This window comes from Amycolatopsis sp. MtRt-6, assembly GCF_017308975.1.
GTDB lineage: Bacteria > Actinomycetota > Actinomycetes > Mycobacteriales > Pseudonocardiaceae > Amycolatopsis.
Window position 1 is genome coordinate 77,932 of sequence record NZ_JADWPD010000041.1, and the last position, 20,322, is coordinate 98,253.

Below are 20,322 nucleotides of genomic sequence, written 5' to 3' on the forward strand. Positions count from 1 at the left end.
GACGCGGACCGACGGGGCGACGGTGCAACCGGCGGGCAGCGGGCGAGTGCCGCGCTGCGGATCGTTCATGCGGTGAGTGCTGCGGAACTACTGGTGCGGGGGTCGGGGCGGGCGGGGCGCACCCGCGCGAGGCCGGAGCCGGGCGGCGTGGCGAAGCCCGGCGTCGAGGTGCCCGCCGCCGGCGGCCGGTGTGTGGAAGTCCGCCCCCGCGCCGGGTCGGCGCGGGGCGGCACCGTGGCCCGGCCGTGGCTGGCGCACCGTCTGCGCCGCGCGGGGAACCGATCGGCGGGCCCGGTGCCGGTCGGCGCCGGGCGGATCAGCAGGATCGCGGGTGCTGCCATGCCTCGTCCGTCCTCGTCAACGGTTGGCGGAACTCGGTCGTGCAGTGTCGTGCAGTGCTTCTAACGCCGCCGGGCGGCCCGCTTGCTTCGCTGCTCCTTCTCCGCGAGGAGCGTGGTGTAGTTGTTGCTCAGGTGCCGGCGCATCGCCGAGCGGGCGGCCTCCGGGTCGCGCGCCACGAGCGCCTCGTAGATCTCCGTGTGCTGGGCGGTGGCGCGGTGCAGGCTGCCGGCCGGCGCCTCGTTGGTGAGGCGGCGGCTGGCGGTGCCGAGCCAGCGCGCGGAGTACATGATCCGGTCGAGGATGCGGTTGTCGGCCGCCCGGCAGATCTCCATGTGGAACTCCTGGTCGACCTCGAGGTAGGCCTCGGGATCCGCCTCGAGCTCCGCCATGCGGCCGATTTCGCCCCGGAGCCGGGCCAGCGTCTCGTCGGTGACGCTGGCGGCGGCCATCGCGGCCAGCTCGGGTTCGAGCAGCACGCGCAGCTGGTGCAGTTCCTGCAGCAGCTCGTCGACGATCTCCGTGGGCAGCCACTCGATCAGCAACGGGCTCAGGTAGTCCCACTCGGCCCGGGGGCGCACGACGACGCGGCGGCCCTGCGCGACGTCGACGATGTCCAGTGCGGCAAGGATCTTGAGCGTCTCCCGCGCGACCACACGGGACACCCCGAACTCCCGGGCGATCTCGAGTTCCGACGGGGCCCGGCCGGCTTCGATCCCCCCGGCGACGATGCGCCGGGTCAGGTGGGCCGCCACCTGCACCGGGAGCGTCCGGACCTTGACAGCGTCCGGAGACTCTTGTCTCCTTTGCATGTCATCAGCTTATCGGACAAGTTGGACCGCGCGTTACTCCATTCATCGGCACCACCCGGCGGCAGGAGAGCAATGCGGATCGTGAACGTCACGACGGCGGTGGTGGCCTACCACGGTGAGGCCACGCTGGTGCGGATCGACACCGACGAGGGCCTCAGCGGGTTCGGGGAAGCCAATCCCGACGCCGGCGCGGGTGCCGTCGTCGGGATGATCCGCGCCCTGACACCCTTGCTGCTCGGCGAGGACCCGCGCAACGTGGAGCGGTGCTGGGAAAAACTGCGCCGCGGCAAGGTTTTCGCGGGCCCGCAGGGCGGGGTGTTCGTGATCGCCCTGTCCGGGATCGAGCTCGCGCTGTGGGACCTCGCGGGCAAGGCCGCGGGCCAGCCGGTCCACCGGCTGCTCGGCGGCAAGTTCCGCGACCGGATCCGCCTCTACGCCGACTGCGGCGACGGCGACGACCCCGCGGGCTCGGTCGCCGGGTGCGTCGACCGGGCCCAGCGGATGGTCGCCGAAGGCTTCACGGCCCTCAAGTTCGACATCGACAACCTCCACCACCCGGCCAAGTTCGACGCCTTCAACCACACGGTCAACGCCGCCGAGCTGCGCTCGATGACCGAGCGGGTGGCCGCCGTCCGGGAGGCGATCGGCCCGGACGTCGACCTCGCCATCGACCTGCACGCCCGCTACGACGTGCCGAGCGCGTGCCGGATCGCGTGGGCACTCGAGCCGTTCGACCTGATGTGGCTCGAGGAACCGGTCCCGGCGGAGAACGTCGACGCGCTGGTGCGGGTCCGCGCGCAGACCCGCACGCCGATCTGCGCCGGGGAAAACCTCTACCTGCGCTGGGGATTCCGGGAACTGCTCGAACGCGGCGCCGTGGACGTCATCGAGCCCGACGTGCCCAAGTGCGGCGGTCTCGCCGAGGCCAAGAAGATCGCCAACCTCGCGGAGCTGCACTACATCCCGTTCGCCCCGCACCTGGTGTCGACGCCGCTGGGCACGATGGCCACCTCGCACCAGTGCGCGGCGATCCCCAACTTCTTCGTCCAGGAATGGCACGCCCTCGAGGAACGCGCGGTGTGGGACAGCTACGTCCACGCCCCCGACGGGAGCGGCACGATCGTCAAGGACGGCTACATCACGCTGCCCGACGCGCCCGGCATCGGCGTGGAGCTGGACATGGACGGTGTCCGGGCCCACGCCGTCGCGGGTTACGGGGTGTTCGAGTAGGCCGGGCGGGTCAGGAGACCGTCCACACCTGACTCGCCGCCCCCGTCCCGCCGAGCTGGCTGACCGGCGCGCCGCTCGCGGTGGAGGACACCCCGATCGCGAGGCCGCTGTTGACGTTCTGCAGGAAGTACTGGCTGCCGGTGAGGCTGCCCACCAGGTCCGCGGTCCATTGCTGGTTGGCGCCACCGGTGCAGGTCCATTGCTGCAGCTGGATCCCGTTCGCCGTGGACCCGTCCGGGACGTCGAGACACAGCCCGCTGTTGACGTTGACCATCGTGAAGACGTTGTCGGCGAGCTTCGTCAACCGCCATTGCTGGTTGGCGCCCCCGTGCGCGGGCCATTGGATGATCTTGCCGCCGGCCGCGGTCGAGGCACCCGAGGCGTCCAGCACCATCGAGCTGCCGGCGTTCTTCAGCACGTGCGTGCCGGCGCTGGGCAGCCCCGAGTTCGCCGACCACGTGCCCGCGCCGACGTCGAGGGTCCAGCTCGGGTACTGGCCCAGGTTGACCATCGTGCCGCGGATCGTGAGCGGCAGCCAGATCAGCGGTGAGTTCCCCATGGCGTTGCCCGTCCAGCGGTCGCCCGCGTAGATGTAGGTGGTCGCCGCGCTGCCCTGGACCGTGATGATGTTCGCCGTCTGGCTGTTGTAGGTGTTCGTGCCCGGCGCCGCGAAGTTGCGGAACGGCGACCAGGGACCGGCGAGCGACGTCGCGGTCGCGTACACGTTGTCGTTGGTGGCCCACCCGGTGAGGTGGGAGGCCAGCAGGTAGTACGTCCCGCCGACCTTGATCACGGCCGGGGACTCGTGGTTCGGCAACGTCGCCACCGCGCTCGCCACCGACGTGTAGTCCGCGGACAGCCGGTAGATGCGGAGGCTGCGACCGGCGTTCTCGCTCAGCAGGTACGCGGACCCGTCGGTGTCCTGGAACAGGCCGATGTCCCGGCTCTGGTTGCCCAGCGGCTGGAAGCTCCCCCGGTAGCTGTACGGGCCGCAGGGCGTGGGACTGGTCGCCACGCCGACCCGCTGGTCGGAGTAGCTCGTGTTGTCGATGTGCAGGTACATGACGTACGTCCGGGTAGCGGCGTTGTAGATCACCTTGGGCCGTTCGACGATGCGGTTCGGCCCGAGGTCGCCGCTGCCCTGTTTCGCCAGCGCGGTCCCCTGGTGCGTCCAGTTCGCCAGATCGGTCGAGGTGTAGCAGGGGATGGCCTGGAAGGCGGTGTTCGCCGTGGTCTGGCCGGTCTTGTCCTCGCCGAAGCCGTACCAGGTGTTCCCGACCTGCACGATGCCCATGCCGTGCAGCTGCAGCGCGCGGCCGGCCGTGTCGGTACGCGTGGTTCCGAGGGTGAACGTGCTCGTGGCCGCGTGCGCCTGGGGCACGGGAAGCAGCGCACCGGCCAGCACGGTGATCAGGACGGCGAGCAGCGCGAGCGGCCGGTTCGAACGTTCCTTTGTGGACTGTCGCGGTGGCCTGGACATCCCGGTTCCTCTCTGGCGCGGCCGCCGGCTCGCCGGATGTCGAACCGGTTCGAGCGATCGGTGCGCCAGCATGGTACGAATGGGCGGAGCACGGGTCAAGAAGAGCTCTCACCAGGGGCTGAAACTTTCACCGCCGGAGAAGATGCGGTCGAATCGGTTCGAGCGAACCGCCCCGTCGTGCGGCGCCGCCACCGGACGCCGCCGGCCGCGGTCACGGCCAGGGCCCCGAGCAGCGCCAGCACGGCCGCCGGCGCCAGCACGCCCCAGGGAGCGCGCTCCGCGTACGGGTGGTTTTCGGCGATGAGCAGGCCCCACTCGGGCGACGGCGGCTGGGCTCCGAGCCCGAGGAAACCCAGTGCGGCCAACGCCAACGCGATTCCGGGCAGGCGCAGCATGGCGTGCCGGGTCACCGGCCGCAGCACGGCCGGGAGCAGCCGGCGGCGCAGCAGGTACCACTCCCCCGCGCCCAGTGCGCGGGTCGCCGCCATGAGCGTGGTGGCGCGTTCCTGGCGCAGCAGCGCCGAGGTGTGGGTGGCCAGCGGGGCCCAGGCGACGGCGGCCACCGCCAGCGCGGGCGTCCACGGGCCGCTGCCCGCGACGCCGGCGACCAGCAGCCCGGCCAGGACCGGCGGCACGGCGTTGACCAGCTCGACCAGCGGCCCGGAGATCCGGGGCAGGAAGCCCAGCAGGACACCGGCGACGAGGGCGGCCGCGCTGATGGCGACGGCCCACGCGAGGGTGCCGAGCGCGCCGTGGCCGACCCGGGCGAGGATGTCGCGGCCGAGCGCGTCGGCGCCGAACGGCAGGGCCACCGACGGCGGCCGCAGGCGGGCGGCGGGATCGACGGTGTAGGGGTCGCGCAGGAGGCCGAGGCCGATGATGCCGAGCAGCAGCGTCCCGTACACCAGTGGCAGCGCGCGAGGCCTGGGTTCGGCGGGCCCGCTCAGTGACCTCAGCTCGCCGTCCCGCAACGCCGGCCCGAGCAGGAACCGGGCCGCGAGCCGGGCGGGCACCCCGGCCACCGCCGCGAACGCGAGCAGGACGAGCGTGCCGGTCTGCAGGACGGGCAGGTCCTGGGCGAGTGCGGCGTCCAAAGTGGTCCGGCCGAGACCGGGGATGTCGAACAGCTTCTCCACGGCCACGGCACCGCCGGTCAGCCCGACCGCGAACAGGCCGAGGTTGGGCACCAGCGCGGGCACGCACCGCCGCAGTGCCTGCCGGGCAATGGATCCCGGCGACACGCCGTAGGCGGTGGCGGTCAGTGTCCACGGCTCGGCGAACGCGCCGGGCAGCAGGTCGTCGAGCATCCGGCCGAGCACCGCGCCGGCGGGCAGGCCGAGCGACAACGCGGGCAATACCATCCACTGTGGACCGTACCAGCCGAGCGCGGGCAGCCAGCCCAGCTTGACGCCGACGACGGTCGCCAAGGTGGCCGCGACGAGGAACTCGGGCAGCGCGGCCAGCACCGCCGCCCCGCTGCCCCCGGCCCCGCGGCCGTCGAGGCGCCGCCGCGAACCGAGCCACAGCGTGCGGGCGCACACCGCCGCGGCCGTGACCACGGCGACCGCCAGCGCGGCAGCCATCAGCAGCAGCGAGACGCCGAGCGACGCCAGGACCGACGGCAGCACCTCGGTGCCGGACACCCACGACCGGCCCGCGTCGCCGTGCAGCAGCCCGCCGAGCCACCGCCCGAGCAGCCGCAGCGGGCCCTCCCCCAGCCCGAGCTCGTCCCGGACCGCCCGCAGGGCCTCCGGGGTGGGATCGCCGTCCGCCGCGCGGGCCTTGAGCACGGTCAGCGCGGGGTCGGTCCGCGAGAGCCAGGGCAGCAGGCCGATCCCGCACACCAGCAGGGCGGTGAGCCCGATCCGCCACAGCACGTCGAGGCCGCCGTACCGCAGGAAAGCGCGGGGCACGAAGCCGGGTTTCGGCGTGCTCAGCGGTGGGTCCCCGTGTCGACCATGGCCCGCTCGTACGGGTCCGGCACCGTGCCCTGGACCGACGGCGCGACCCCCACGGCCACCTTCAGGTGCACCAGCGGGATCACCGCGTCCGTGGCGAGGACGGCCGCCTCGGCCACCATGACCGCGTCCTGCCGCCGGCCGGGGTCGGCGACGGGCCGGGCGGCGGCGACGGCGTCGTCGATCCGCTTGTCGCAGATCCCGGCCAGGTTGTAACCGCCGGCGCAGGTGAAGTCGCTCGCGAGGACGGAGATCGGGTCCCCGGTCTCCAGCAGCACGTTGCGTGAGCTGACGACGGCGTCGAACTTCCCGGCGAGGGCGTCGCTGTCCAGCCGCGCGGAGTCGAGGACGGCCAGTTTCACCGTGAAGCCGGCCTTTTCGAGCTGCTGCTGCAGCACCTGGGCGACCTCGGGCAGCTCGGCACGGCTGTTGTGGGTGGCGATCGTGATGGCGGCGCCCGCCGGGCGTACCGCCTTCGCCCGGCCCGCCGGCGGGATCCGCTTGCCGTCGGCCCAGGTCAACGCGGGCCCGAAGATCCCCCGGCCGGGCTCCGCGTAGCCCTCGTACACGTTCTTCGCCAGGACGGAGGTGTCGATCGCCTCCCGGGCGGCGGCCCGCACCGCGGGGTCGGCGAAGACGCCGGACTTCGTGTTCAGGTACAGCGCGGTGTTCCGCGGGGTGACCTTCAGCTGCACCAGCTGCTTGTCCAGCGAGGCGAGCTGGGCGACCGGCAGCGCGTCGACGATGTCGGCCTGACCGGTGCGCAGCGCGTTGGCACGGGCGGTGCCGTCGGCGACGAACTTCGCGTCGATGCCCGCCGACCGGGCGCGGCCGCCCCAGTAGCCGTCGAACCGGTCCAAAGTGGCCGTGGTGGTGCCGTCGACGGCCTTGAGGACGAACGGTCCGGTCGCGGTGCCGAGCAGGCCGACGGCGCCCGCCGCCTCGTACGCCTTCGGGGAGAACACCGCCAGCGCGGGGTTGGACAGCCGCAGGGGCAGCACGGGGTCGGGGGTTCCGGTGGTGACGCGCACCTGCTTGTCCCCCACGGCCACGGCGGTCAGCTGCACCCCGCCCAGTGCCGGCGGCACCGGCTTGGCCTGCGCGGCCCGGGTCAGCGCGGCCACGACGGCGGCCGCGGTGACCGGGCCGCCGTCCTGGAACTTCGCCTCCCGCAGCGTGAACACCCACCCGCCGCCGGCGTCGTCGGCCCGCCAGGACTCGGCGAGCGCCGGCGCGGCGGTGCCGTCGGCGGCGAGCCGCGTCAGGCCTTCGGCGACACCCAGCCGGGACAGGATGTAGCCGTCCTGGCCGTACGGGGACAAGTTCTGTGACGGCGCGAAGGCCAGCGCGACTCGCAGCCGCCCGCCGTCCGGGGACGCCCCGGCCCCGCCGGCGGAGGCGAAACATCCCGACAGGAGCGGAGCGAGCAGCAGGCAGGCAACCAGCAGGCGGCGACGGGTTCTCATGATCCTCGGTTCTTCGTGGGCAGGTCTGCTGCGAGCAGGCTACCTGAAAACCGTTTTCACTCAATGTGCCGAAGATCTCGCCGCGGCCCGGGTCGTCAGCCGGCTCCGTGTCCGGCGACGACGGTTCCGATCGCCCGCACCAGCCCGCGGAGCTCGGCGTCGGTCGTGATGAACGGCGGGCTGATCTGCAGGGTGTTGCCGCGCAACGGCCGGGTGATGAACCCGTGGTCGACGAGTTCGTCGGCCACGGCCTCGGCGCCGAGGTCCGCGGTGAGGGTGACGCCGCCGAGCAGACCGGCGACGCGGGTGTCGGTGACGCCGGGCAGGGCGCGCAGGTTCTCCAGTTCCTGGGCCAGCAGGAACTCCAGCTCCACGACCCGCGGCAGGAGCTTCTCCTCCTCCAGCAGGTCGAGGTTGCGCAGGGCGACCGCGCAGGCCGTGGCGTGGCCGGAGTAGGTGGAGCCGTAGCGGAAGACCGGCGTCTCGGCCGAGTCCCGGTAGAACGGCTGCCAGACGGCCGGGGCGACGAGCACCCCGCCGAGCGGCGCGTACCCCGAGGTGACCCCCTTGGCGAACGTCAGCAGATCCGGCGTCAGCCCGTACCGCTCGACGGCGAACATCTCGCCGGTGCGCCCGAACCCGGTGATGACTTCGTCGACGATGAACAGGATGTCGTTGTCGCGGCAGATCCGCTGCAGCCCTTCGAGGTAACCGGGTGCGGGCGGGTTGACGCCACCGGTGCCCTGGACGGGTTCGGCCACGATGGCCGCGATGCGGTCCGCGCCGAGCTCCGCCACCGTGCGCTCGACCGCCGTGATGTCGTCGGCCGAGACGCGGGCGGTCTCCGGGACGAGCGAGCCGGTGCCGTACCCGGCGCGGTTGAAGTCCAGCCCGGCGATGCTGGTGCCGTAGGCGTGCAGCCCGTGGTAGGCGAACTCCCGGCTCAGCACGATCGTCTTGGCCGGACGGCCGGCCAGGTGCCAGTGCCGGCGGGCCAGCTTGCAGGCCACGTCGATCGCGTCGGAACCCCCGCTGTTGAGGATCACCTTGGCGGCCGGGAACGGGGCGGCCGCGGCGAGCCGCTCGGCCAACTCGACCGCGCGGTCGTTGAGGTACCGGCCGAAGACGTGGTAGGTCTCCAGGCGGCACATCTGCGCGTAGGCCGCGTCGGCCAGTTCGGGGCGGGCGTGCCCGACGTTGGCGTGCCACAGCCCGGCGGTGCCGTCGAACAACGCGCGCCCGTCGGCGGTGTGCACGTAGCTGCCTTCGGCGCGGGTGATCACGAGCTGACGGCCGAGGACCGACGGCAGGTGGGCCTGCGCGCTCCACAGCGCGGGCCCGTCGAGGACGCGGAACTCGTTCTCCGGCAAGGTGTTCTCCAGTCGGCTCGGCGAGGGGACGACCCTCCACTGCGGACGTTCCCGACGCTACGCGAGCGGGCGGGCGGCCCGGCTTGACAAAACGTCAAGCCGGGCGGCCCCGGAGCTGACACTTCCGTCCTTGCCGGGCACCGGCGCGGCGATCAGGCTCGGAGGAGTCCCGAGTCCCTCCGTCCCCAGGAGCGCCCCATGATCGACCTGCCCGGCCGGCTCTTCATCGACGGAACGTGGCTCGACGCGGTGGACGGCGCCACGATGCCGGTCGACGACCCCGCGACCGGCGAGGTCTTCGCGCACGTCGCCGACGCCGGCCCGAAGGACGCCCTGCTGGCCGAAGAGGCGGCCGTGCGCGCCCAGGAGCCGTGGGCGGCCACCCCACCGCGGGAACGCGGCGAGATCCTGCGGCGGGCCCACGACATCATCCTGTCCCGCACCGACGAACTCGCCGAGCTGATCACCGCCGAGATGGGCAAGCCGCTCGCCGAAGCCCGTGGCGAGGTGGCCTACGCCGCCGAGTTCTTCCGGTGGTTCGCCGAGGAGGCGGTGCGCATCGGCGGCGACTACGGCGTGCTCCCGGACGGCCGGAACCGGATGCTGCTCATGCGCCAGCCCGTCGGGCCCTGCCTGCTGATCACCCCGTGGAACTTCCCGCTGGCCATGGGCACCCGCAAGATCGGCCCCGCGGTCGCGGCGGGCTGCACCGTGGTCCTCAAGCCCGCGCCGCAGACCCCGCTGTCGAGCCTCGCGCTCGCGGGCATCCTGCGGGAGGCGGGCCTGCCGGACGGCGTGCTCAACGTCGTCACCACGTCCCGGGCCGCGGCGGTGGTCGAACCGCTGCTGCGTGGCGGGCGGATCCGGAAGCTGTCCTTCACCGGCTCGACGGCGGTCGGCAAGCTGCTGCTGACCCAGTGCGCGGACACCGTGCTCCGCGCGTCGATGGAGCTCGGCGGCAACGCTCCCTTCATCGTGTTCGACGACGCCGACCTCGACGAAGCCGTCGACGGGGCGCTGACCGCGAAGATGCGCAACATGGGCGAGGCCTGCACCGCGGCCAACCGCTTCTTCGTCCACCGGTCGGTGGCCGACGAGTTCGCGGCGCGCCTGGCGGCACGGATGAGCGCGCTCGTCGTCGGTCCGGGCACCCGCGCCGGCGTCGACGTCGGGCCGCTCATCGACGAGGCCGGCCGCCGCAAGGTGGACCTGCTCGTCGCGGACGCCGTGCGGCGCGGGGCCCGGGTGCTCACCGGCGGGGAGTGCCCGCCGGGGCCGGGGTGGTTCTACCCGCCCACGGTGCTGTCGCCGGTCGCCGCGGACAGCGAGCTGACGGCGACGGAGATCTTCGGGCCGGTCGCGGCGATCCTCACGTTCGACGACGAGGACGAGGCCGTCCGGCGGGCCAACGACACCCCGTGGGGGCTCGTCGGGTACGTCTTCACCCGGTCGCTGGACCGGGCGTTGCGGGTCAGCGAGCGGCTGGAGACCGGGATGGTCGGCCTCAACACGGGCGTGGTGTCGAACCCGGCGGCGCCGTTCGGCGGGGTGAAGCAGTCCGGCCTCGGCCGGGAGGGCGGCCGGCTCGGCATCGACGAGTTCCTCGAGCACAAGTACGTGGCGGTGCCGGTCCGCTGAACGGCGCTGTGGTGTGAACGGCGCTGTCGTTGCGTCCGGTGCGGCGAGGGCGCAGAGTACGACGGTGAGTGATGGCGAAACCGTGACGGTGGCCGAGGTACTGGCCCGGCCCGTCCTGGCGCGGGGACTGCCCAAGGTCGTCGCCTGCCGGGACCGGCTGGACCGGCCGGTGCGCTGGGTGCACGTCACGGAGTGGGCGAACCCCACGGCCGCGCTGGACGGCGGCGAGCTGGTGCTGACGACGGGCATCGGGTTCCCGGCCCGCCTCGACGACTACGCGGCCGAGATCGCGGAGGTCGGCGCCGCGGCCGTGGTGCTCGAACTCGGCCGCCGCTACCGGGAGGTGCCGCACGAGCTCGTCGCGGGGTTCCGCGCCCGGGGCGTGCCGCTGGTCGTGCTGCGCCGCGCGGTCCGGTTCATCGACGTGACCCAGGAGCTGCACACCCTGATCCTGAGCAGCCAGGTGCGCACGCTGCGCGCGGCACAGCGGGTCCACGACACGTTCACCGCCCTGTCCCAGCGCGGCGCCGGCGCCGAGGAGGTCGTCCGGGCGGCGGTCGCGATGACCGGGCAGGCGGTCGTGCTGGAGAACCTCACGCACCAGGCGCTCGTGTTCGCCACGGGCGAGCGCGGCCTCGAGGACGTGCTCGACCGGTGGGAGCCGCGGTCGCGAGCCACCCCGTCCCCGGCCGGGCGCACCGGCGTCGGCGGGCCCGAGGGGTGGCTCGTCACGCAGGTGGAGTTCCGCGGCGCGCAGTGGGGCAGGCTGGTCATGCTGCCCACCGCGGACGCGCCGTTCCGCGCCGAGCACGTCCTGGTCCTCGAGCGCGCGGCCGGCGCGGTGACACTGGCCCGGTTGACGCAGGAGCCGCGCTGGGAGGACCAGGCCCACCGGGACGCGTTGCTCGACGTGCTGGAGCACCGGCAGCCGTCCTGGCCGGAGACCCGGGCCCGGCTCGCGGCGCTCGGCGTGCCGGCCCAGGGCCGCCGGTTCGTGGTGCTGCTGCTGCGGGTGGCGGACCGGGCGATCCTGGCCGAGAAGCTGAGAGCCCGGTTCGCGGGCACCGCGCTGGTGGGCGACCTCGGCGAGCGCGGCCTCGGCGTGCTGCTGGCCTTCCGCGAGCCCGGCGCCTGGCGGCCGCCGGCCGAGGAAATGGCCGAGCTGGCAGGCGTCGCGGTCCACGCCGGCGCGGAGGTGGGTGAACTGGCCGAGGTGGCGCGGTCCGCGGCCGAGGCGGACCAGGTCGCCGGCGCGGTCCCGCCGCACGTGCCGCCCGCGGTGTACACGATCGGCGACGTGGGACTGCCCGAGCTGCTCTATTCCCTCCGCGACGACCCCCGGGTGCAGGCGTACGCCGAGCGCCAGCTGGCGGCGTTGCTGAGCCACGACCACACGCACGGAACGGACCTGCTGGGAACACTGCGGACGTACCTCGCGGCGGCGGGCAACAAGTCCGTCACCGCGAGCCGCGGTCACCTGTCCCGCCAGGCGTTGTACCAGCGGCTGCGGCTGATCGAGCAGGTTCTGGGCGCGGACCTGGAGTCGGGCGAGGTGCGGGCCCGCCTGCACGTGGCGGTGACGGCCCTGGACGCCCAGCGCGCGGGCCGGCCCACCAGCTAGCGCCCCAAGGCCAACGCACCCAAGGTGGCCTTCGGTGCGCCCAACGCACCCAAGGCGGCCTTCGGTGCGTCCAACGCACCCAAGGCTGCGTTCGGACTTAGGCTAGTTTCATGATCGGTTCTAGTCTGGCCCGCCGCTCTGTGGGGCGGCGGGCGTCTGAAGTTCAGCTGGTGGGGATCAAGTATTTGAGAGCGTCGCAGGACGCCTCGGGTCGAAGCATCTCGGTGGCCTCGCAGCGTGACGAGGGCGATGAGTTCTTCGATGAGTTCGACATTGTCGATGCCGGGGAGTTCTGCGATAACAACCAGTCGGCGTCGATGTACGCCACCGAGGTCCGTGAGGACTACGAGCGAGCGTTGGAGGTACTGCGGTCGGGCCGAGCGAACCTGCTCTGGACGTTCGACCCGTCGCGGGCGCAGCGGGATCTTGAGGTCTATGTCCGGCTGCGCCGGATCTGTATCGAGATGGGCGCCTTCTGGGCGTATGGCGGCCGGATCTACGACATGACCGACCCGGCCGACCGCAAGGCCACAGCCCGGGACGCGCTGGACGCCGAGGGCGCCTCGGACACGCTGTCCGGGCACGTCCGGCGGGGTGTGCGCAAGCGTGCGCGAGACGGCAAGCACGCCGGGCCGGTGCCGTATGGCTACTCGCGCCGGTTCGACCCGACTACGGGTGAGTCACTGGGGCAGGTGATCGACTGGTCGCAGGCGAAGGTCGTGCGCCGGATCGTTGGCTGGTGCCTGGATGGCAAGGCGCTGTCGTGGATCGCCCGGCAACTGAATGAGGCAGGTGTGCCGTGCGCGCGTGATCGCCGATGGGATGTCCGGCTGGTCCGCGCGCTGGCAGCCGAGCGCCAGCATGAGCACGAGTGGCAGCGGCTGCTGGCCCGGCTGACGCCGGAGGACGCGGCGGCGGCGCAGGCGCTGGTGCTGCGGGTCGCCGATGGCGAGTCGCCGAAAGAACTGGCCCGTGAGCTCAACCGGGACGGCGTCCCCTACATCGTGGCGTCCAGCTGGGACGAGACGAAGGTCCGCAACATCGCCCTGTCGAAGCCCGCAGCGGGGATCCGTGTTCATCAGCGCAAGCCGGTGGTGGTGAAGACGACCGACGAGTCGGGCGAGACGGTGCTGGCGCCGGTGAAGGCGCAGTGGCCCGCGATCATCAAAGCCGATGAGCGCACCGAGCTGGTGGCGCGATTCGCCGGTCAGGGTCAGAAGGCGACTCGGGACGGGTCGCGGGCGAAGCATTTCTGGTCCGGGATCGCGCGCTGCGGGGTCTGCGAGGCCGGGGTGGGCCCTCGGGAGAAGACGGATATCGGGCCGATCTACCGGTGCCCGGCCGGGCACGTGCGGCGTAGTCGGGTGCTGCTGGACGCGTGGCTACTGGATCAGGCGATGACGCAGCTGGAGCGCAGCGACGCGGCCAAGCTGTTCCGGCTGGACGTCCAGGTCGGCAACTCGGCCGCCTCTGCAGAGGAGGCGCGGGTGCTACGGGCGGAGCTGGAGGGTTGGAAGGCTGACGCGATCGCCGGGCGGGTCTCGCGGTCGAGCTTCATCGACATCGAGGCCGGTCTGCTGGAACGGATCGCCAAGGCCGAGCGTGCGGCCGAGCGGGCCGCGTTGCCTCCGGTCTTGGCTACGGTGATCGGCCCGGACGCGCGCAAGGCATTCGCCGCACTGGATCGGACGGCGCAGCGGGAGGTCCTCCGGGCGATCATGCGGCCCCGGATCCACCGGAGCACCCGTCGGTTGAAGGGCCGGTTGGACACCGACACGATCGATCCAGGGTTGCTGTTCACCGAGCCGGACCCGGTCGACGATGGCCAGCTGGCCCAGGCGGCCTGACCTCCGACCCGGTGCCCCGGCCAGCTGCGAAGGCTGGCCGGGGCACCGTCGTGTCTGCCCTCCGGTGGGATCAGAGGGTGTGGCCTGCGGCCAGCTGGCGGGCAATGGGCCGGAAGATGGCCGAGATCCGGTCGAGCTGCGCCGCCGACAGCGGCGGTGCCTTGACGACGTTGGCGCGGCCGGCGGCCAGCTCTTCTGAGGAGAGGACGAGCTCGGGGTTGAGGATGAGATCCCGGGCGCTGGGTGTCGCCGGTTCGGCGGCCGGGATGCCTACCATCCGCGCTCGCCCTCGGCGGGGGTGTCCGGGGTGAGCGGACGGCCGGACTGGTCGCGAGGGTCGGTAAGCGGGGTGACCTTGCGCTCGGTGGAGATGACGATGCCGAACGCGGCGAGCAGGGTGAGGACGGCTGAGATGACGCCGGTGGTGGCATTGCCTTGGATGGTGGTGAACAGGCCGGAGCCGACCAGTCCGTTGATCAGGGCGGTGAGGCCACCGACGATCGATCCGGCGACGCGCAGCGGGTAGCGGGTGGTCATGCGGTTCTCCTTCTCTCGGGGTGGGAGGGTGTTGAGGACGTCGTAGGCGCGCACGAAGGCGCGGGCGGTCTTGAAGGCCAGCCAGATGAGCAGCGTCAGCAGGAGAAGCCAGCCGCCGCCGTGGCCGGTCACGGGATGTCCAGCCACTGTCCGGCGTAGATCCGGTTCGGGTCGGCGATGCCGTTTCGCGCGGCGAGCGCGGCCACGGTGGTGCCGAACCGGCGCGCGATCCCGGACAGCGTGTCTCCCGGCTTGATCTGGTACCGGCGGTCGCTCGGCGGGGTGCCGCGGATGCGGAGCTTCTGCCCGGCGTAGATCAGGTTCGGGTTCGCGATCCCGTTGAGCGCCGCCAGGGCGGCCACGGTGGTGCCGAAGCGCGCGGCGATGCCGGACAGTGTGTCCCCGGATCGGACGGTGTAGTTCTCCTCCGCCGGAGCGGGCGGGGCCGGAGGTGCGGGCGGCGGGGTCGGTGCAGTGTCGCCGAGGGTGAGGTTGGCCAGCGTCCAGGAGCCGACGGTGGCGTTGCGGTCGACGTGGCCGGAGACGCCCGGCACCGAGCCGGACGAGGTGTGCTGGTGCAGCGCGAGTCGCGGATGCGTCCAGCCGGGGTTGCCGGGGTCACCGTTGTAGCGGGCGATCCAGAGGAACACGTCGGCGTCGGCCCACTCGTCCGGGCGCAGCACGTTGCGGAACCAGTCCAGGTTCGCGTACACCAGCACGCGCCGGACCCCGGTGGCCGTGCGCAGGCGACCGATGAAGTCGCCGACGAATCCGTTGGCGTTGCCGCGCAGCTCGGCGGCTTCCATGTCCAGCATCGGCGCGAGCGAGCCGCCGCCGAGGAGCCCGTTGCCGCGCAGGACGTCGGCGAAGTGGGCGACCTGCGCGCCGACGTCGCCACGGCGAGCGAAGTGATAGCCGCCCAGCGCGATCCCGGCGGCGCGAGCGGCGGGGATGCGAGCCGGGCTCGTGATGTCGGCGCCGCCGGCGCCTTCGGTGAGCTTGAACGAGCAGAAGGTGATGTTGTTGCCGCGCACGGCGTTCCAGTCGGTGACGGTGTTCCAGTGCGAGACGTCGATGCCGTAGTCGGTCACGAGGTCGGAGGTCCTTCAGGTGGGTGTCCGAGTTGGGCGCGCAGGGCGCCGACTTCGAGAAGCAGCCGCGCGTTTTCCTGGCGCAGCGCGGCAAGCTCGCTTTTGACCGCGGTGAGTTCCGCAAGTACGTCGCGGGTGTAGGTGGCGCGGTCGTTGAGCAGCGTCTGATATCCGGTGTGCAGTGCCGCGAGTGCCTGTTGCTCACCGGTCGTGCGCGCGGTGCGCACGGCGCGGCGGGCCGAGAACAATCCGGCGAGGATGCCGGAGAGCGGGCCGAGGATGGCGGCCAGCGCGGTGAGCCATTCGGGAGTCACGGGCGACTCCTGGGCGGCTAGCGGCGGATGCGGAGGGTGAGTTGGTCGGTGAGGCCGTCGCTGGTGTTGAGGCTGCGGCGGGTGCCGATGACCACGGCGGTGATCGGGCCGCCGAGCCCGGCTGGATCGGTCACGGTGACTGGATCGAGCAGCTGCAGGCGGGGGTCACCGACGACGGTGATGTCCTTGAGGACGGTGGTGGGTTTGGCGAGGTCTGCCAGCAGGGACGAGGCGATGGCCTGGGCTGAGGCGAGGGTTTGCCGGAACGGGTTGTCCGGCACGGCCAGCGTTCGGCGCCCGTACCGGCTGATCGAGGTCGCGTCGGTGGCCCGGTAGGTCTGGGTCGGTGCGTTGCTGATCGGGTGGCCGACGAGCCGGAACGCCGGGGTACGGCTGTCGAGTCCGTAGCGGATCGGGCCGCCGGAGTTGTTGACGAAGGTCAGCCTGACCTGGTCGCCGCCGATGGCGATGCCGGAGATGGTCAGGTTGCTGGTGATCTCGTCCTCGGTGTCGGCGCGGTAGGCGCGGCACGCGTCGTTGTAGCCGTAGGTCGCGTCTCGGTACGTCGCGGCTGTCATGGTGCTCAGCACGATGGTGCCGACGGTCGCCCGTTTTTGCAGGGTGACCACTCGGGTGCTCGTCCCGGTGGGCGTGGCCAGCTCGTCAACGGTCGCGGCTTCGTAGACGTTGGTCCACAACCATGGCCGCAGTCGGGGTGTGACCGACATCGTGATCTCGTTGCGGACCGAGTCCAGAGAGGTCGACAGTGTCAGCTCTTCCAGCTCGCGGGCGGCCGCAAGGTCGGCGACGGGCGCGCGGCTGGCAAGGGTGCGGACGGTTTCCCGGTTGAGGAACCGGAATCGTCCGTCTTCGGAGAAGCTGACCACGCCGAACTCCGCGCCGACGGCTTGCTTGAGCACGTCGAAGGAATCCGCGTTGACGATGTCGGGTAGCCCGGTCATCCAGTTCAGGCCGACGTCGATGTCCGCCTGCGGGGTCCACGTTGCGCCCCAGTCGGCGGGTGGCTGCGCGGCGTTGCTGATCTGCAGGCACGCCACCGGAACCGGCGTGGTCACCGTGACCGAGGCGACTTCCTTGGTGGTCAGGGACGCGATGGTGACCGTGGTTGTGGTGACCGTGCCGACGACGCCATCGAGTAGCCAGCGAGTTTCGATCGTCTTCGCGCTCGGCCGGTAACGAACCCACACACCGACCTGATGCCAGGCAGCGCCGCCGGTGAGTTTCGGGCCGTTGATCGTCGTCACCAGGCTGGTGTCAGAGTAGAACTTGGACCACAGCTGCCCAGCAGTGCTGATGCCGACCTGATAGGTGACACCGGTCTGCTTCTCGTACTGCGACCCGATCTGCAGAATCTGCCCGTCCCGGCTTTGCGCGAAGGTGTTGCTGGCTCCGGCCTTGCACCAGAACTCGAACAGATACGCCATGTCCGTGGTACCGGGAACGAACGGGCCGGTTGCTAACCCGGACAGGCTCGCGGACAGCGTCGCGGCGCCGTTTGCGGCGAGCATCCCGAACGGACCGGCGATGAACGCCGGCGCTGTGGCGTCGGTGGCCTGGCCGAAGCCGAGGGCTGCCTCGGCAGCGACGTCGGCAATCAGCCCGCCGTGTCCGGTCACCGCGAACAAACATCCTGTGCGGGGCGGCGGTGAGGAGTAGATTCCGTTGCGCCGCAGCACATAGTCGACGACCCATTGCGTGTTGATCCGCGCTTGGTAGGGCCATTCAGTGCTGTTGTACGCCTCTTCTTCCGGCTGAGCGACCGGCGGCAGGGTGATCGAGGCGCGCAGCTTCTCCGCCGGGTCGAGAGCGGAGACCTCGACTGCACGGTTCGAGCTGGACAGGGTCAGGGTTCGGGTGGAGCCGGTGAACTGGCGCAGCAGCTCCCGCCCGGTCGCGGTCAGCAGCCCGAGATCACAGGTGATGTCGGCGTCGACGAGCTGCTGATCGGTCAGGGTCGCGTCGGTCCGGTACGGGCTGAGCATTCGCGCGATGTCGCGCGGATCGGACGGGCGTTGCCCGGCCAGGGTGGTGGACAGGGTGGCGGTGGTGTAGCCCTCGATCAGCGTGCATTCCTCCGGCAGGTCTCCGGAGATCTGCCGTTCCACGGTGATCTCTCCGGCCACCGTGGACAGATCCGACAGCGGGTGGTCGAACCCGCCGGTGCCGCTCCAGTCCACGCGCAGCCGGGCGCGCGGGGTGCGGGACGATGCATCGACCGCGACCGCGAGGGCTTGTGCCGCCGCCGGGTCGGTGGGGTTGCGCAATCAGACCTCCAGCAGGACGAGGGTGGTCGAGAACGCCCCGGGGATGGGGTACTTCCAGGGCAACTGATCGAGCAGCACCGTGGACGCGCCGCCGCCGGTGGACCACGTGGGCGCGGTGTCCCCGGTGGTGAGCGACCACGCCGACGTCGTGATCGCTCCGGCCTGCGCGAGCGCGAGCCCCGGACGGATGAGCGCCGCGCCCGCCGTGGCCGGGATGGCCAGGGACATCCGGGCTCCGGATGCACCCGGCGTCGCGGCCGGGCTCTGCGCGGTGGTGAGCGTGGCGCCGCTCGCGTCGAGCACGAACGCGGTCAGCCGGACCGCCACGGTCGCGGCCAGCGACGCGGCGAAGGTGACGACCTCGTCCGGCATGACCGGCACCGGGTCCAGGGTGACCATGGTTCCGCCGCTGGCGGCGGTCGCGGTCCACACCAACGCCGAAGCCCCCAGCGGGGTCGACGTGCCGGTCGGTACGACGGGTGCGGCCTGCCATGCCAGCGTTCCCGTGCTCGCGGTGAACCCGTCGGCGGTGTGCTCGACCGCGCCCGCCGTCGCGACCTGGACCGGCAACCGGTTCCGATCGCTCGGATCGAGCAGCCACAGCGGCCCGGGAACGAGCCCGGCATAGAGCGCGCTCAGCCAGGAGCGGGTGTCCGGGTCGAGGTAGGGCCACGTGAGGGTCCAAGTCCGGCGGATGCCGAGCCGGTCGAGCGTCGGGCGCCCGGTCAACGACCGATGCGTGCCGCCGGTGCGGACCGGCACCATCTCCGGCGGCCCGTCCAGCGACGGCGAAGGCAGCGCCCGTAACCCGCCCGCCGGGCCCAGCCAGAACACGTCGCTTTGCGCCACGCCGCATCACCTCCTCAGCGGCGGGCGTTGGCGAGGTTTACCGCGTTGACCAGCCGGGCGGTTCCGGTGCCCTCGACCCGCAACCGGGCGCCGTCGAGCGCGAGCAGCACCCCGGCCGTGACCGCCCTCGTGATCGACGCCGGATCCAGTGCTGGCGTCCCCGGGCCGAAGGGGGACGCGGCCGGCGACCCAGCCGGGATCCGGCCCGGCGTCGCGCTGGTGGTGACAGTTCCTCTGACGTCCACCGGCAGGGACTCGGTGAGTCCGGTCAGGTAGTCGCGGATCTGGGGTTCGCCGTCCTGCAGCCCGGCGAGCAGACCTTGCATGATCAGCCGCCCGTTGCCGGACAGCAGCACCCGGTCCCGTGCGGGCGGGCCTTTCCATGAGGTGATCCAGCTGGTCAGCTGGCCGAGCTTGTCTTTCACCCAGCCGAATCCGGCGGTGATGCCGTCGACGAGGCCGCGGATGATGTTCTTGCCCGCCCCCAACAACAGACCGCCCAGGTCACCCAGAGCGTCGAGGATCCGGCCTGGCAAGGACGCGAACCAGGACAGCAGGCCGCCGATCCCGTCGCGCACGACGCCCTGGATGATCTGCCAAATTCCGCTGACCATGTTCTTCAGGCCGTTCCACGCCTGCGACCAGTTGCCCGAGATCAGCCCGGTGACCACGTCGATGACGCCCTGGATGTAGCGCATCGCGCCGGAGATCACGTTCACGATCGCGGCGAAGATCGGCTTCACCAGATCGAACAGCGCCTGAATGATCGGCATCAGCAGCTGCGCGATCTGCGTGATCAACGGCGCGATAGCGGTCACCAGCTGTGCGAACAGGCCAGCGGCCTGGGTGATGATCGGCAGCAGGGACGTGATCAGGTCGAGCAGCGGCGGAAGCAGCGCCGACACCAGCTGCAAGATCGGCGGCAGGATCGGCAGCAGTGCGGTGACGATCGAGAGGAACGCCTCCGCCAACGGAGGCAGGATCGGCAGCAGCGCCGAGAGGATCTGTCCGGCGATCTGGCCGACAAGCTGCCCGACCTGCGTCAGCACGGGCGTGGCGGTGGCGAGCGCACTGCCGATGACTGCGGCGAGCTGCTGAATCACCTGCACGACGACCGGGAGCACCGGCATGACCGCGTTGAGCGCCGCCAGCAGCACCGACGTGAACAAGCCCGCGAACGCCGAGATCAGCGGCAGCACAGCCTGCAGCACCTGCAGGAACGCGCCACCCAGCTGAGCAACCAGCGGCATCAGCGCCGTCAGCAACGCACCCAGCGCGGGCGCGGCGAGCTGCAGCGCCTGCACCAGCAGCCCGCCGAACCCCTCGATCAGCGGCGCGACGGTCTGCGCGAGCTGCACGGGCGAGTTCAATCGGTCGATGCAACACCGGGTGTTTGTAATGAGCGTAGCTGCTCGGCGAAGACCTCGGCCGGGGTTCGCCAGCCGAGGATCTTGCGGGGCCGGTTATTGATCGTGAAGGCGATGG

General features: G+C 71.8%; 17 protein-coding genes. 4 read left to right on the top strand and 13 right to left on the bottom strand.

Going from position 1 to position 20,322, the window contains the following annotated elements; translation table 11 throughout:
- Positions 1-65: 65 nt before the first annotated feature.
- Positions 66-341: a hypothetical protein gene (locus I4Q55_RS43655; protein ID WP_206796599.1), complete on the bottom strand. Its 276-nt coding sequence runs from the start codon at positions 339-341 to the stop codon at positions 66-68.
- Between the two features lie 60 nt (positions 342-401).
- A complete protein-coding gene (locus I4Q55_RS43660) occupies positions 402-1,151 on the bottom strand; it encodes a FadR/GntR family transcriptional regulator (protein WP_242547801.1) in 750 nt (249 codons plus the stop codon).
- 72 nt (positions 1,152-1,223) lie between these two features.
- Between I4Q55_RS43660 and I4Q55_RS43665 the strand changes: the two genes are divergently transcribed.
- Positions 1,224-2,381 (top strand): mandelate racemase/muconate lactonizing enzyme family protein, encoded by a 1,158-nt coding sequence (locus I4Q55_RS43665; RefSeq protein ID WP_206796600.1) that lies wholly within the window; start codon positions 1,224-1,226, stop codon positions 2,379-2,381.
- A gap of 10 nt (positions 2,382-2,391) precedes the next feature.
- Here the strand turns inward: I4Q55_RS43665 and I4Q55_RS43670 are convergent, their stop codons facing one another.
- The 4 genes from I4Q55_RS43670 to I4Q55_RS43685 form a co-directional block, all read right to left on the bottom strand.
- Positions 2,392-3,861 carry an RICIN domain-containing protein gene (locus tag I4Q55_RS43670; RefSeq protein WP_206796601.1) on the bottom strand — a complete coding sequence of 490 codons (1,470 nt, stop codon included), beginning with the start codon at positions 3,859-3,861 and terminating at the stop codon, positions 2,392-2,394.
- 95 nt (positions 3,862-3,956) lie between these two features.
- Positions 3,957-5,774, bottom strand: coding sequence for an ABC transporter permease subunit (locus tag I4Q55_RS43675; protein WP_206796602.1), 1,818 nt, complete (start codon positions 5,772-5,774; stop codon positions 3,957-3,959).
- A gap of 20 nt (positions 5,775-5,794) precedes the next feature.
- Positions 5,795-7,285: an ABC transporter substrate-binding protein gene (locus I4Q55_RS43680; protein WP_206796603.1), complete on the bottom strand. Its 1,491-nt coding sequence runs from the start codon at positions 7,283-7,285 to the stop codon at positions 5,795-5,797.
- Positions 7,286-7,380: 95 nt separating this feature from the next.
- Complete coding sequence (locus I4Q55_RS43685; protein ID WP_206796604.1) at positions 7,381-8,655, bottom strand: aspartate aminotransferase family protein; 1,275 nt, start codon at positions 8,653-8,655, stop codon at positions 7,381-7,383.
- Positions 8,656-8,853: 198 nt separating this feature from the next.
- On the opposite strand from I4Q55_RS43685, the gene I4Q55_RS43690 reads away from it, so the two are divergent.
- From I4Q55_RS43690 to I4Q55_RS43700, 3 genes are all read left to right on the top strand, one after another.
- A complete protein-coding gene (locus I4Q55_RS43690) occupies positions 8,854-10,293 on the top strand; it encodes an NAD-dependent succinate-semialdehyde dehydrogenase (protein WP_206796605.1) in 1,440 nt (479 codons plus the stop codon).
- Between the two features lie 64 nt (positions 10,294-10,357).
- On the top strand, positions 10,358-11,914 hold the full coding sequence (locus I4Q55_RS43695) for a PucR family transcriptional regulator (RefSeq protein ID WP_307793472.1): 1,557 nt from the start codon (positions 10,358-10,360) through the stop codon (positions 11,912-11,914).
- 170 nt (positions 11,915-12,084) lie between these two features.
- Positions 12,085-13,761, top strand: coding sequence for a recombinase family protein (locus tag I4Q55_RS43700; protein ID WP_206796608.1), 1,677 nt, complete (start codon positions 12,085-12,087; stop codon positions 13,759-13,761).
- 70 nt (positions 13,762-13,831) lie between these two features.
- On the opposite strand, the gene I4Q55_RS43705 is transcribed toward I4Q55_RS43700, so the two are convergent.
- From I4Q55_RS43705 to I4Q55_RS43735, 7 genes are read right to left on the bottom strand one after another with little or no spacing between them, the layout of a single operon-like run.
- Positions 13,832-14,038 carry a hypothetical protein gene (locus I4Q55_RS43705; protein WP_206796610.1) on the bottom strand — a complete coding sequence of 69 codons (207 nt, stop codon included), beginning with the start codon at positions 14,036-14,038 and terminating at the stop codon, positions 13,832-13,834.
- On the bottom strand, positions 14,032-14,430 hold the full coding sequence (locus tag I4Q55_RS43710; RefSeq protein WP_242547803.1) for a hypothetical protein: 399 nt from the start codon (positions 14,428-14,430) through the stop codon (positions 14,032-14,034). The genes I4Q55_RS43705 and I4Q55_RS43710 overlap by 7 nt, the downstream gene beginning before the upstream one ends.
- Positions 14,427-15,389 (bottom strand): LysM peptidoglycan-binding domain-containing protein, encoded by a 963-nt coding sequence (locus tag I4Q55_RS50845; RefSeq protein ID WP_206796612.1) that lies wholly within the window; start codon positions 15,387-15,389, stop codon positions 14,427-14,429. The genes I4Q55_RS43710 and I4Q55_RS50845 overlap by 4 nt, the downstream gene beginning before the upstream one ends.
- Positions 15,386-15,703 carry a hypothetical protein gene (locus tag I4Q55_RS43720; protein WP_206796614.1) on the bottom strand — a complete coding sequence of 106 codons (318 nt, stop codon included), beginning with the start codon at positions 15,701-15,703 and terminating at the stop codon, positions 15,386-15,388. Before I4Q55_RS43720 ends, I4Q55_RS50845 begins: the two co-directional genes overlap by 4 nt.
- Before the next feature lie 17 nt (positions 15,704-15,720).
- Positions 15,721-17,988: a hypothetical protein gene (locus tag I4Q55_RS43725; protein ID WP_206796616.1), complete on the bottom strand. Its 2,268-nt coding sequence runs from the start codon at positions 17,986-17,988 to the stop codon at positions 15,721-15,723.
- Positions 17,989-18,837 carry a hypothetical protein gene (locus I4Q55_RS43730; RefSeq protein ID WP_206796618.1) on the bottom strand — a complete coding sequence of 283 codons (849 nt, stop codon included), beginning with the start codon at positions 18,835-18,837 and terminating at the stop codon, positions 17,989-17,991. It lies immediately after the preceding gene.
- 14 nt (positions 18,838-18,851) lie between these two features.
- On the bottom strand, positions 18,852-20,207 hold the full coding sequence (locus I4Q55_RS43735; protein ID WP_206796619.1) for a hypothetical protein: 1,356 nt from the start codon (positions 20,205-20,207) through the stop codon (positions 18,852-18,854).
- Positions 20,208-20,322 lie beyond the last annotated feature (115 nt).

Excerpts from the sequence above, each read along its gene's own strand:
- I4Q55_RS43665 (WP_206796600.1), top strand. The coding sequence starts at position 1,224 with ATGCGGATCGTGAACGTCACGACGGCGGTGGTGGCCTACCACGGTGAG.
- I4Q55_RS43690 (WP_206796605.1), top strand. The coding sequence starts at position 8,854 with ATGATCGACCTGCCCGGCCGGCTCTTCATCGACGGAACGTGGCTCGAC.
- I4Q55_RS43670 (WP_206796601.1), bottom strand. The coding sequence starts at position 3,861 with ATGTCCAGGCCACCGCGACAGTCCACAAAGGAACGTTCGAACCGGCCG.
- I4Q55_RS43660 (WP_242547801.1), bottom strand. The coding sequence starts at position 1,151 with ATGCAAAGGAGACAAGAGTCTCCGGACGCTGTCAAGGTCCGGACGCTC.
- I4Q55_RS43655 (WP_206796599.1), bottom strand. The coding sequence starts at position 341 with ATGGCAGCACCCGCGATCCTGCTGATCCGCCCGGCGCCGACCGGCACC.
- I4Q55_RS43680 (WP_206796603.1), bottom strand. The coding sequence starts at position 7,285 with ATGAGAACCCGTCGCCGCCTGCTGGTTGCCTGCCTGCTGCTCGCTCCG.
- I4Q55_RS43705 (WP_206796610.1), bottom strand. The coding sequence starts at position 14,038 with ATGGTAGGCATCCCGGCCGCCGAACCGGCGACACCCAGCGCCCGGGAT.